Source organism: Comamonas sp. FG99 (assembly GCF_057808605.1).
The window spans coordinates 140,839-153,407 of the sequence record NZ_JBMDII010000002.1 but is presented as its reverse complement, the minus strand read 5'-3'; the positions used below and the strand labels follow the sequence as shown (position 1 = coordinate 153,407).

Genomic DNA, 12,569 nt, shown 5'->3' with positions numbered 1-12,569 from the left:
CTATTTTCCCCCTGCCCGCCATCTCCTGGCGGGTGCCGCAGCGCCCCACAATCCGCTCATGAAGCAACTGTCCTCCCAGCCCAACCTTGTCGATCAGGTCCGCGATGCGATCCTGCAGGAAATCGCGACCGGTGCGCTGGCGCCGGGCGAGCGGGTGGTGCAGGAGCGCATCGCCGAATCGCTGGGCGTGTCGCGCCAGCCGGTGCAGCAGGCGTTGGCGCTGCTGCTGGCCCGGGGGGTGCTGCGCGATGCTCCGGGGAGGCGGCTGATCGTGGCGCCGCTGGATGCGGACTATGTGCGGCAGATGTACGACATGCGCGCGGTGATCGAGGGCCTGGCCTTCGCACAGGCCGCCCAACTGAACGCGGAGCGGGCCGCGCGGCAGGGGCCGGCGCTGATCGAGGCCGGCAGGCGCGCGGTCGAGAGCGGCTCGGTGCCGCGCATGATTGCGGCGGACATGAAATTCCATGCCTTTATCCACGAGCTGTCGGGCAATTCGTTGATCGCGCCCACCCTGGCGCCTCACCTGACCTACATGCAGCGCGTGATGGGCCAGGTGCTGCTGCGCGACCACAAGCCGCGCGACATATGGCAGGAGCACGAGCAGATGCTGCAGGCGGTGGCGGCCGGCGATGCCGCCGGCGCCGAGGCCCTGGCGCGGGCCCACATTACCCGGGCCGCAGACTTCATGATCGCCAACCTGGGGCAGGCCCGGAGCTCGGTGGATCAAGAGGCCTGAGTGCCGCCACGCCGGCCTGCGGCAGCAGCCCTTTTTCCTGCAGCCGCGCCAGCCATTTGCGGAACATGTCCTCGGTGTCGATGCAGCCGTTGAAGCCGGCCTGCCGGATCTTCACCGAACTCATGATCACCGGTGGCAGCGGGCCGATCTTGCCGTGGTTCATCTGGAAGTCCGCATACACGGCCCCCTGGCCGATGAAGGCCTTGAGGTCGCGCGGTGCGCGAAGCCCATACTTGTCGACGATGCCCTCCCAGGCCTGTTGCTGGCCGGGAAGGGTGTCGCCCAATGAGACGGGCTCGGGCGGGCCCATCGCCATCCCGAGCGCATCGGCAATCGCCGGCCAGACGTTCTGCCAGACGAATACGTCGCCGTTGTCGAGGTTGAAGGTCTGGTTGCGCGCGTTCGGCGAGCCGGTGGCCCATGCGCAGGCCTGCGCGATCAGCTCCGCATCGATGGCCTGGTTCACGCGCGGGGGGCCGCCCGGATAGGCGAGCGGCAGGCCTTGCTCATGCCGCAGCCAGGCATAGACGCCGATGGCCGGCAGCGGATTCATGTTGCTGCCCATGGCGTCGCCGAACACGATGCGCGGCCGGAAGATGGTGAAGTGCCAGCGGCCGGAGCTGGCCTGCCGTTCGCGCAGGAAATCCTCCTGCAGCCAGTAGAAGTTCTCGTGCGCGTCGCGCGGCCAGCGCTCGCGCGCCGGCACCGCGATCTGTGGATGGATGTGCACGCCATAGGCCTTGCCGCCCTGCATGATGCTCACATGCTGGAGCGCGCCGCCGGCGCGGTCCAGCGGCTCGAGCACGTTGCGCAGCATGTCCAGGTTGATGCGCATCTGCTCCCGGTCGCGCCATCCACCGACAAGGCCGCCGGGCTGCTCGTACACCGCGGCGTAGACCACATGCGTGATGTCGTCGCGCGAGCCAAGCGCGGCCTCGCAGGCGGCGCGGTCCTGCAGGTCGAGCCGCAGCGATTGCACGCCTGGCGGCATGCCTGCGAGTTCGCGGCGCGCAACGCCGATCGCATTCCAGTCGGCGAGTTCGGCGAAGTGGTGCAGGCAGGCCTGGCCGACCACGCCGCTGGCGCCGACCACAAGCGCTGTCTTTCTTGGGGCTGCCATGCCGGCCTACTTCTTGGTGACCAGGGGGCACTGGGACTGGGCCAGCGGCAGGAAGGCCTTGTCGCCGGGCACGGTGGCGATAAGCTTGTAGTAGTCCCACGGATACTTGGATTCCGCCTGCGACTTCACCTGGAACAGGTACATGTCGTGCACCATGCGGCCATCCTCGCGGATGTGGCCGTTCTTGGCGAAGAAGTCGTTGATGGGCGTGGCCTTCATCTGGGCCATGACCTTGGCGGTGTCGTCGGTCTTGGCGGCCTGCACCGCCTTGAGGTAGTGCATGGTCGACGAGTAGGCTCCGGCCTGGCTCATGTTGGGCATCTTCTTCATCTTCGCGAAGTAGCGCTTGGACCAGGCGCGGGTTTCGTCGCTCATGTCCCAGTAGAAGCCTTCGGTGAGCATGAGGCCGCCGGCGGTGCGCAGGCCGAGTGCATGCACGTCGGTGATGTACATGAGCAGCCCGGCCAGTGTCTGCTTGGAGCCTGCCCCCAGAAGCCCGAACTCGCGCGCCGCCTTCACCGCGTTGACCGTGTCGTTGCCGGCATTCGCCAGCCCGATGATCTGCGCCTTGCTTTGCTGCGCGGTCATCATGAAGGAGGCGAAGTCGGTCGCGGCGATAGGGTGCTTGGCGGCGCCCAGCACCTTGCCGCCGTTGGCGATCACCACCTTGCTGGCCTGCTCCTGCAGGCTGTTGCCGAAGGCATAGTCGGCGGTGAGGAAGAACCAATCCTTGCCGCCGCGCTGCGTGATCGCGCTGGCCGTCACGTTGGCGAGCGAATAGGTGTCGTACACATAGTGCACCGTGCTGGGCATGCAAAGGTCGTTGGTGAGGCGGTCAAGGCCCGGGCCGTTGAAGATGACGACCTTGTTCTTCTGCTTGGCCATCTCCAGCACCGCGAGCGCCGGCGCGGAAACCGCCACATCCATCAGCGCGTCCACCTTGCCGGTATCGAACCATTCGCGCGCCTTGCTCGCGGCGATGTCGGCCTTGTTCTGGTGATCGGCGGTGACCAGTTCGATCTTCCTGCCAAAGATCTTGCCGCCGAAATCGTCGATCGCCATCTGCACCGCAGTCACGGTGCCGGGGCCGGTGATGTCGGCGAACGGGCCCGCCAGGTCGGAGATGACGCCCAGGCGCAGCACGTCGTCGGAGATCGTTCCCTCATCGGCATGGGCACCGCCCATGCCCGCGGCGGTGAACAAGGCGGCGAGACAGGCGCTATGGATGGCGCGTCGGGTGGGGTGCAATGGCATGGTTGAAAGTCTCCGGATATGTTTTGGATGGGAAAGGGGCGGGGCGAAAGGGGAATGCTTCAGATGGTTGCAATTGGCGTGACCGGCGAGCCCACCGCGCCGGGCAGGCGCAGCGGCGGCGCCGTGAGCAGCAGGCGCGTGCGGCCCAGCTCGTGCAGCTTGTCGGCCAGCTCCTTGAGGTACCAGAGCTCGCCCAGCGGAATGCCGAGCTTGAACAGGCAGTGCTCGTGCAGCGGCAGCACCGCATGGCGCGAGCCATCGGCCGGCTGGTTGCGCGGCGGGTGGCGTTCGACGGCGTAGTTGTCGGCAGCCAGCGCGGCGAGCCCGCTGTCGCTGATCCATTGCAGCAGCCGCTTGTCGCTGCCGTCGAGGGCCGCGCAGCTGTGGTGCAGGCGTTCTTCGTCGGGCTGGCGGTCCATCGACAGCACCAGTTCGGCAAAACCGGTGCGCAGCAGCACCATGTCACCGGGCTCGACGGTGGCGCCGGTTTGCTGCATGGCATGCATGAGCTGCTCGAAGCCGATGTCCTGGAACCCGGTGCCGAACACGCGCGCAATGTCGATGAGCACGGCCCGGCCCTGCATGCCCTTGGCGGCGAGATTCTCCACGCCCAGCGCCCTGGCCACGCTGGCGTCGGCAGGCCGGCCCTTGCAGCACACGGGTTGGTAGCGCTGCGTCTTGCTTGGCAGGCCATGGTCGATCGGGCCGAGGATGTGCTCGTGCCCCTGGTATCCGTTGTAGTAGCTGATGCGCTCGCGCCCGTCGCCTTGCGTATCGAACAGCGAACCCACGTGCGCCAGGGAATCCCACTGCGTGGAGTACTGCAGCGAGAGCTGCACCTGGTCGTCGCTCACCACGTCGCTCGCGCCTGGGTAGACGTGGCCCAGCGGGAAATTCAGGTACTCGATGCCGTCGCGCTGGGTCGGCTTGAGGCGCGGTGGATGGCGGCGTGCGTTGAGCGCGTTGCCGCCAGGGAAGTCCAGCGGCAGCGAAAGGCAGAAGCTCAGCCCTTCGCGGACTTCGGCGACGCCCTTGCGCACCTGCTCGGGCCCGATCAGGTTGAGGCGCCCGAGCTGGTCTTCGGTCCCGAAATCTCCCCAATTGGAGCCTTCGGGTCGTTGCTTCCATCGCATGTTCAAGTCTCCTGTGCCGGTTTTCAAGCGGATGCCGGTGCCCAATGTTGTTGCGGGCCGGGGTGTGCGTCAAACTTTGGTGGCTTCGATTTCAGCCAGTGAAACTGCCTGGGCCGCGATCTCCACCAGCGCATCGACCACCAGCGCGCCTTCCCCCTGGGCGTTGAGCATCACCGGATTGAGGTCCAGCGAGGCGATGCGGCCCTGTGCGCCGGCGATCACCTGGCCCACGGCTGTGGCCAGTTGGGCGAGCGCGGCAATGTCCAGCGGCGGCTCGCCGCGCACGCCGTCAAGCAGTGGCGCGATATGCAGTCCGCGCAGCGCGGTCTCCACGTCTGCGGGGCCGAAGGGCGGCAGCACGACCGCGCAGTCCTTCAGCGCCTCCACGTACTTGCCGCCATTGCCGATCACCACGACGGGGCCGAACACCGGGTCCATGCGCGCGCCGATCATGAATTCGTGCCGGCCCTTGCGCATGGCGGCAACGGTCACGCCGTCGCGCGCAACCTGCATCGCGTCCATCCTGCTCCAGAACTGCTCGAAAAGCTCGCCCGCCTGCTCGCGCGACTGCACGTTGAGCGCGACCAACCCGTACTCTGACTTGTGGGGCAGGTCTGCCGAGCAGGCCTTGACGGCAACCGGGCCGCCGATCTCATCGAATGCCTGGCGCGCTTCGTCGGCGCTGCGGCACAGGCGCATGGGCACCGTGGGGATGCCATGCCGCGCGAGCAGCTCCAGGCTCTGCGCCTCGTTGAGAAAGGCCGCCGGGCCCGTGCGCGCTGGCAGCTCGACCTGCGCCAGCGCGCCCGCCGGCATGCGGGGCTGGCGCATCAGGGCGGTGTGGCTGGCCACCTGCGCGAGCACGCTGATGGCCTCGCCTTCATTGGCGAAGGTGGCGATGCCGTGGGCGCGGAAGGCGCTCGCCACCGATTCCTGCCAGGCCGCGACGGCGACGGGCTTGCCGGTGGCGCGTTCGAAGGCGGCGGTGTCGCGCGCAAAGCGCTCCACGTCGTAGCCTGCACCTGCGACCGGGATGTTGATGAAGAACAGGTCTGCGGCGGGGTCGCTTGCCACTGCCGGAAGCACATCGCCGAACAGGCCGCTGTTGGAGAGCAGCGCCGCGGTGATGTCGATGGGGTTTTGCGTGGTCGCAAAGCCGGGCAGCTTGGCGGCGATGGCTTGCTGGGTGGCAGCGCAGAGCTCGGCCAGCGGCAGCTGCGCATCCTCGGCCGCATCCGCGCCCATGACGCAGCTCGCGCCCGAGTTGCTGATCACCACGAGCCGCCGCCCCTGGGGCCGCCAGCCCTTGAGGTAGGCCTGCGCGGCGCGTGCCTGTTCGTGCAGGTCGCGCACGCGCCAGATGCCGTGCTGCCTGAAAAAGGCGTCGACGGTGCGGTCCTCGTTGGCCAGCGAGCCGGTGTGCGACGACGCCGCGCGCTGGCCGCCCGCCGTGCGCCCGGACTTGACCGCGATGACGGGCAGGTCGCGTTCGCGCGCAACGGCGGCGGCTTGCGCGAGCAGGTCCGGGCGGGCAATGTTCTCAAGGTAGAGCAGCAGCAGCTCGACACCGGGATCGTGGGCCACGGCGAGCGCCATTTCTGCCACGGTGACGTCGGCCTCGTTGCCCGTGGCGTGCACATGGCGCACGCCCAGGCCGCGCCCGCGCAGCAGGCCGTAGGCCATGGCGCTCATCCCGCCGCTTTGGCTGATGACGGCGATGGGGCCATCCTGCGGCGGCACCTCGGTGAACATGGTGGAAAAGCCCGCGATCGCGCCGCTGCCGAAGTTCGCCAGGCCGTGCGTGTTCGGGCCATAGAGGCGCATGCCCGCGCTGCGCGCCACGCGCAGCATGTGCGCCTCGATCTCCTTGCCTTGCCCGCCGGTCTCGCCGAAGCCCGAGGCGATGATCACCGCCGACTTGACGCCGCGCGCAGCGCAGTCTTCGATGCTCGCCACGGCCTTGTCGCCGCCCACGACGACGAGCGCAAGCTCGGGCACTTCGGGCAGCTCGGCCAGCGATGCGTAGGCCGCGTGCCCCTGGATCTGCGCATGGCCCGGGTTGATCGGGTAGACCTTGCCCTGGTAGCCGTACTTGTGCATGTAGTGGATGGGGCGGCCGCCGATCCTATGGATGTTGTCCGATGCTCCGATGATCGCCACCGAGCGGGGATGGAGTGCGGATTGAAGAAGGTCTGTCATGTTCTCAGTGCTTCCTGGTTGGGGGCGTTTCTCAATCCACCTTGGCGCCCGATGCCTTCACGACCCGGGCCCACTTGTCGACCTCGGCCTGCAGGAAGCTGCCGAAGTTGGCGGGCGTGTTCCATTCGGCGGCAAAGCCTTGCGCGTCGAAGCGCTGTTTCACCTCGGGGGCTTGCAGCACCTTCTTGAGCTCGGCGTTGAGCTTGTCGATCACCTCGGCGGGCGTGCCGGCCGGCGCGAGCAGGCCGTTCCAGGCGATGGCTTCGTAGCCGCGCAGGCCGGATTCGGCGACGGTGGGAATCTCGGGCGCGCTCGGGGAGCGCTGCGCGCTCGTTACCGCGAGGGCCTTGAGCTTGCCGCTTTTCACGAACGGCATCGAGGACAGCATGGTGTCGAACATCAGGTCGGCCTGGCCGCTCATCACATCGGTGAGTGCGGGCGCGCTGCCCTTGTAGGGGATGTGGTTCATCCTGGTGCCGGCCATCGCGTTGAACAGCTCGGCGCTCAGGTGCGTGGACTGGCCGTTGCCGGAAGACGCGAAGTTGAGCCCGCCGCTCCTGGCCTTCGCCAGTGCAATCAGTTCGCTCACGCTGGCGGCGGGAAGGCCGGGCGTGGCGACAATCACCAGCGGGCCGGCGGTGAGCTGCGAGAGCGGTGCGAAGTCCCGGGTGATCGAGTAGCCGAGCTTGGCGAACAGCGAGGGATTGATCGCATGCGCGGTGGTCGCCACCAGCAGCGTATAGCCGTCCGCCGGACTGCGGGCGACAGCTTCGGCGCCCAGGTTGGCGCCTGCGCCGGGGCGGTTGTCGATGATGATCGACTGGCCCAGGTGTTCCGACAGCTTTTGGGCAACCACCCGCGCCACGATGTCGGTCGGGCCGCCCGGCGGGTAGGGTACGACCATCTTGATGGGCTTGTTTGGATAGTCGCCGGCGGCCTGGGCGAGCGGTGTGGACAGCGCGGCGAAGGCGCTGAGCGCCGCGCAGCCGAGGGCGATGGCGGTGCGGCGCGATGCCTGCGGGGTGGTGGATGGCATGTCTTGTCTCCTTTTTGGATCGGTGTCGGTGGGGATGCAGGCCCGGCGTTTCATGCCAGGGGGGCGAAGCGCAGCAGCGTGCGCTGCTGGTGCCTGAAGAATTCGGCTTGCACGCGCATGCCGATGTGCACGCCGGCTTGCGCATGGCCCATCAGGCGCGGTCCTTCGTCCAGCTCCACGATCACCAGCGTGTAGGCGCCCAGCGCGCGGAAGTCGTCGGAAGGCGCGCGCGACACGGTGGTGGCCGCACGCACGGTGGCGCTGCCGCTCGCTTGCTGCCAGTCGAGCGACTCGGCGCCGCAATGCTGGCAGGCGTAGCGCGCAAGCGTTTGCGCGCGGCCGCACCGGCTGCAGCGCTGGTAGCGCAGCTCATGCGCCTGGAGCCCTTCGGTGAAGGGCGCGGAAAGGGAAGCTATTGCATGCATGGCTTGATCACTCCTCACGTGCCAGAACCAGGCTCACATGCGAAGACATCACGCCGCCGTCCGCATGGATGAAGGCGCGTGACGGCGTTCTCGCCAGCTGGCGCCCGCCCGCCTGGGCGCACATCTGCCGCCAGGCCTCCACCACATGCGCCATGCCGCCGGCAACCCCGCAGTGGCCATAGGACAGCAGGCCGCCGTGCGTGTTGAGCGGCAGGGCCCCGCCCGCAGAGAAATCCCCGGCGCGCAGCCGCGCCGCGGCGCCTGCCCGCGGTGCGAAGCCCAGCTCTTCGAGCAGCATCACCAGCGTGATGGTGAAGGAGTCGTAGATACCGAGGTAGTCGATGTCGGCGGCCGCCATGCCGGCCTGCGCGAGGGCGAGCGCCGCGGCATCCGAGGCGCCGCAGCGCATCACGTCCTCCATCGCGGTGAGGTGCTGGTGCCGGTGCGCCTGGCCCGCGCCGCGCAGGCTGATGCTGGCTTGCGCGCCAGGCGTGCTGGAGACCACCAGGGCCATGGCGCCGTCCGAGATGGGGCAGCAGTCGAGCAGCGACAGTGGCGTGGCGATGGGCTTGCTGGCCAGCACGTCGTGGACGCCGATCGGTGTGCGCAGATGCGCGCCGGGATGCGCGCTGGCGTTGCTGCGCATGAGCACCGCAAACTCTGCGAGATCGGCGCGGCTGACGCCGGTGCGGTGCATGTACTCCGAAGCCATGAGCGCGTAGTACGCTGGCACCGATGCGCCGTTGGGCACCTCGTAGTCCGCATCGCCCACCTGTGCGAGCGTCTGGATCGAGCTGTCCCGCGACTGGCCCGAGAGCCGGTTTTCACCGGCCACCACCAGGACGTTGCGGCAGCGGCCGCAGCGCACCAGCTCGCGTGCGGCCATGATCATCGCCGCGCCGGTGGCACCGCCCAGCTGCATGCTGTGCGCATAGCCGGGCTTGAGCGCAAAGCGCTCGCAAAACAGTGTGGAGAGCATCAGGTGCGGCAGCGTGGTGGCGTAGCCGCACAGCAGGCCGTCGATCTGCGCGCGCTGCAGCTGCGCGCTGTGCAGCGCCTGCGTGGCGGCCTGCGCCATGAGGTCCAGGGCGCTGCGGCCTTCATGGCGTCCGAACGGGGTGCCGCCCGCGCCGCGCAGAAAGGCCTGCGGGTTCGTGGTCATGGAATCAGTCTCCTGTGGTATTGGCTATCGGTTGGCTGGCTGGCCTGCCTGGGAGGCCTATCGGCCTATCTTGGCGGCCCGTGCGCCGCCACACGGTGCGCGGTGCGGGCGCCGCAGTGCATGGCTTCGGCCCAGCGCACCTGGCAGACCATGGCTTCGCGCTGCAGCGCCTGCCCCAGTTCTGCCTCGCGCGCGAGAATGCGCTCGTTGAGTGCGGCGATGCTGATCGCCGCAACCGGCTTGCCGTTGACATCGAGGATGGGCACGCCGATGCCGCCCATGCGCTCGACCACGACGTCGAGCAGCACGGCATAGCCCTTGTCGCGTGCTTCGGCGATGCGCTCGTGCAGCAGGCGGGAGTCGATGCGCGGGTAGCGCTGCAGCTGCGCGAGCAGTATCTCCAGCGCCGCCTCGCGCTCCGCCTCGGGCATCCAGGCCAGCAGGGCGAGGCTGCCGGCGCCCACCCCCAGCGGCCGGCGGCTGCCCACGCGCAGGTAGTTCGCGCGAATGGGGTAGCTGCCTTCCTCAACGTCGATGCACAGCGACTCGATGCCGCTCGGGATCGACAGCACCACGCTGTCCTCGAACTGGCCGACCAGCCGCATCAGGCTGGGCTTGGCCAGCGGCCGGGGATCGAAGCGCCGCAGCGCCGCCGCGCCCAGTACCATGAGCTCGGGGCCCAGCGCATATTGCTTGGTGGCCGCATCGCGCAGCACGAAGCCGTCGCGCACCATCATCTCCAGCAGGCGCAGCGCGGTGGCCTTGTCGAGATCGGCTGCCGCCGCGATGTCGGTAAGCCGCGCGTTGCTGCCCTCGGACATGACGCGCAGCACGCGCATGGCGCGCTCCACGGAGGAGACGCTGCTGCCGGACGGCCGGGTCATGACCGACTTGGCGCGCGGCGGGGCACTTTTCTGCACAGGCATGGGTATTTCTGCTGGTGAAACTGCGATTGCAGAAAAATATAGGGCGGGCGCGGCACCAGGTCAAAATCCTGGCTTGAAGTTTTATGGGGTGAAATTTTTGGACGGCATCGGTGGCGCGGCAAACTGTTCCGCCAGGAAATCCACCACCGCCCGCACGCGCGGAGCCAGCGAGCGCCCGTGCGGGTAGAGCAGGTAGAAGCGGTCTTCCTCGGTACGCTCCTGAAAGCCGCCGAGCAGCGCCACCAGTCGGCCGGCTTCGAGGTCGGCTGCAATATTGAAATGCGCCAGCCGCACCACGCCCAGCCCCAGCAGCGCCAGCGTGCGCAGCAGCTCGCCCTGGTTGGAGCTGATGTGGCTGGGAATATCGATGGTCTTGAGGCCGCCTTCGTCGTGAAAGATCCAGCGGTTCCACTGCGTGCGGATCGAGAAGTTCAGGCAGCGATGGTGCAGCAGATCCTCGGGCTGCGCGGGCGTGCCGTGCCTGGCCAGGTATTGGGGCGCCGCGGCGATCACCCAGGGGCGCAGCATCAGGGGGCGGCCGACCAGGGACAGCTCCGTCGGCCGCCCGCTGTGGATGGCCACGTCGATGCCCTGGCGCGCGAAATCCGCGCGCTCCGTGCCGAGCACGAAATCGAGCCGCAGCCGGGGATGCTTGTCGAGCAGCAGCGGCAGGCGTGGCGCGATCAGGTATTTGGCGGTGGTGAGCGCGGTATTGATGCGCACCACGCCCGAGATGTCGGAGTCTGCGACCCTGATCGCGTTCTCCGCGTCGAGCATGGCCTGCACCACCTGCTCGCCAGCGGCGCGAAAGCGCTCGCCTTCCTGCGTCAGCCGGATCGTGCCACCGATGCGCTCGAAGAGGCGCACATGCAGCCGTGCCTCGAGCCGCGCGATCAGCTTGCTGACCGCCGAGGGTGAAAGCTCCTGCTTGCGCGCGGCGGCGGAGAAGCTGCCTTGCTCGACCACGCTCAGGAAAACCGTGAGCTCGGCGTATTTGTTGTCCATGATCGCGCTCCAGCCATCGTTCGCTCTGTTTGTCGTCGTTTGCAAGTTTAGGGCGTGTCATTGATGGCACACCCTAGCTGTGAATTCAATTCACAGGGGTTTGTCGCGTGGCCGGATTGCCGTGCGCAGCCTTGCTCTCCAGAATGAAAAATAACAGCATCTGAATGCAATAGGAGGCAAGCTGAATGGGTAAAACCGAGAGGAGGAAGAAGACGCTGCGCATCGGCTCGGGCGCGGCCTGGTGGGGCGACCGTGTGGAGCCTGCGGGCCTGAATGCGGAAAAAGGCGATCTCGACTACCTGTGCTTCGAGACCATGGCCGAGGCCACGGTGTCGGCCGCGCAGGTGCGCGCCCGGCGCGACCCCGTATTCCCGGGATACGACACCTATCTCGACGACCGCATGCGCGCCGTGCTGCCGGCCTGCATGCGGCGCGGCACGAAGATCATCTCCAACCAGGGCTGGATCAATCCGCAGGGCGCGGCCCGGCGCATCGTCGAGCTGCTGCGCGAGCTGGGTATTTCGGGCGTGAAGGTCGCGGCGGTCAGCGGCAGCCTGATCACCGAGCGCGTGCTGGCGCTCGCCCCGACCATCCTGGAGAACGGCCAGCCGACCGCGACGCTGGAGGACACGCTGATCTCCGCCGAGGCCTACATGGGGGCCGAGCCCATCGTCCAGGCCCTGGAGGAGGGGGCGCAGATCGTGGTGACCGGCCGCGTGGCCGATCCTTCGCTGTTCGTTGCGCCGATGATGCACGAGTTCGGCTGGGATGCGCTCGACCACGGCAAGGTGGGCGCGGGCAGCGGCATCGGCCATTTGATGGAATGCGGCGCGCAGGTAACGGGCGGCTATTTCAGCGACCCGGGCCTCAAGGATGTGCCCGAGCCATGGAACTTCGCATTCCCGATTGCAGAGGTCGAGCCCGACGGCAGCGTGGTGATCGCCAAGGTCGCCGGCACCGGCGGCGCGATCACGCTGCAGACGGTGAAGGAGCAGATGCTCTACGAGGTGCACGATCCGGCGAACTACATCACGCCCGATGTGGTGGTCGATTTCACGCAGGCCCGGCTGGAGCAGGTCGGGCCCGACCGGGTGCGCATCGCCGGCCTCACCGGCAAGCCGCGCACGGCTACGCTCAAGGTGTCGATGGGCTGCACCGAGGGCTTCATCGGCGAGGACATGTTCTTCTACGCCGGCCCGGGCGCACTGCGCCGCGCCCAGCTGGCGCGCAAGATCCTGGAGGAGCGCTTCAGGATCGTAAAGCTCGAGGCGCAGGAGGTGCGCATCGATTTCCTCGGCCTCAACGCCATCCACGGCGCGGCCACGCCGCCCGATGCGCCCGAGCCCTATGAGGTCGCGGTGCGCGTCGCCGCGCGCACGAAAACACGCGAGCAGGCGCTGAAGGTGGGCCGCGAGGTCGATGGCATGGCCGTCTCCGGCGTGGGCCACACCGGCAAGCGCGTGCCGCACCAGGACCGCAGCCGCGAAGTGATAGGCGTGTGGTCGTCGCTGGTGCCGCGCGAGCAGGTGGGCGCGCAGATCGACTACTTCAGCAGCTGAGCCGCTGAGGG

The 12,569-nt window shown here is 68.1% G+C and carries 11 protein-coding genes; 2 read left to right on the top strand and 9 right to left on the bottom strand.

Annotation, left to right across the window (positions count from 1 at the left end):
- Positions 1–58: 58 nt before the first annotated feature.
- Positions 59–739: a GntR family transcriptional regulator gene (locus ACODRX_RS02155; RefSeq protein ID WP_488869390.1), complete on the top strand. Its 681-nt coding sequence runs from the start codon at positions 59–61 to the stop codon at positions 737–739.
- Here ACODRX_RS02155 and ACODRX_RS02150 read toward each other — a convergent pair.
- From ACODRX_RS02150 to ACODRX_RS02110, 9 genes are all read right to left on the bottom strand, one after another.
- On the bottom strand, positions 687–1,859 hold the full coding sequence (locus ACODRX_RS02150) for an SDR family oxidoreductase (protein WP_488869389.1): 1,173 nt from the start codon (positions 1,857–1,859) through the stop codon (positions 687–689). The two genes, ACODRX_RS02155 and ACODRX_RS02150, sit on opposite strands and share 53 nt — an antisense overlap.
- 6 nt (positions 1,860–1,865) lie before the next feature.
- On the bottom strand, positions 1,866–3,113 hold the full coding sequence (locus ACODRX_RS02145; RefSeq protein ID WP_488869388.1) for an ABC transporter substrate-binding protein: 1,248 nt from the start codon (positions 3,111–3,113) through the stop codon (positions 1,866–1,868).
- Between the two features lie 59 nt (positions 3,114–3,172).
- The gene (locus ACODRX_RS02140; RefSeq protein WP_488869387.1) at positions 3,173–4,246 is read right to left on the bottom strand and encodes a cyclase family protein; all 1,074 of its coding nucleotides are present in this window, start codon (positions 4,244–4,246) and stop codon (positions 3,173–3,175) included.
- Between the two features lie 69 nt (positions 4,247–4,315).
- A complete protein-coding gene (locus ACODRX_RS02135) occupies positions 4,316–6,445 on the bottom strand; it encodes an acetate--CoA ligase family protein (RefSeq protein ID WP_488869386.1) in 2,130 nt (709 codons plus the stop codon).
- Between the two features lie 31 nt (positions 6,446–6,476).
- Complete coding sequence (locus ACODRX_RS02130; RefSeq protein ID WP_488869385.1) at positions 6,477–7,481, bottom strand: tripartite tricarboxylate transporter substrate binding protein; 1,005 nt, start codon at positions 7,479–7,481, stop codon at positions 6,477–6,479.
- Between the two features lie 50 nt (positions 7,482–7,531).
- Entirely contained in the window at positions 7,532–7,906 is a 375-nt protein-coding gene (locus ACODRX_RS02125; RefSeq protein ID WP_488869384.1) for a Zn-ribbon domain-containing OB-fold protein, read from the bottom strand.
- Between the two features lie 7 nt (positions 7,907–7,913).
- Entirely contained in the window at positions 7,914–9,068 is a 1,155-nt protein-coding gene (locus tag ACODRX_RS02120) for a thiolase family protein (protein WP_488869383.1), read from the bottom strand.
- 65 nt (positions 9,069–9,133) lie between these two features.
- Entirely contained in the window at positions 9,134–9,994 is an 861-nt protein-coding gene (locus ACODRX_RS02115; protein ID WP_488869382.1) for an IclR family transcriptional regulator, read from the bottom strand.
- Positions 9,995–10,075: 81 nt separating this feature from the next.
- On the bottom strand, positions 10,076–10,999 hold the full coding sequence (locus tag ACODRX_RS02110) for a LysR family transcriptional regulator (RefSeq protein ID WP_488869381.1): 924 nt from the start codon (positions 10,997–10,999) through the stop codon (positions 10,076–10,078).
- A gap of 185 nt (positions 11,000–11,184) precedes the next feature.
- On the opposite strand from ACODRX_RS02110, the gene ACODRX_RS02105 reads away from it, so the two are divergent.
- Positions 11,185–12,558, top strand: coding sequence for an acyclic terpene utilization AtuA family protein (locus ACODRX_RS02105; protein ID WP_488869380.1), 1,374 nt, complete (start codon positions 11,185–11,187; stop codon positions 12,556–12,558).
- Positions 12,559–12,569 lie beyond the last annotated feature (11 nt).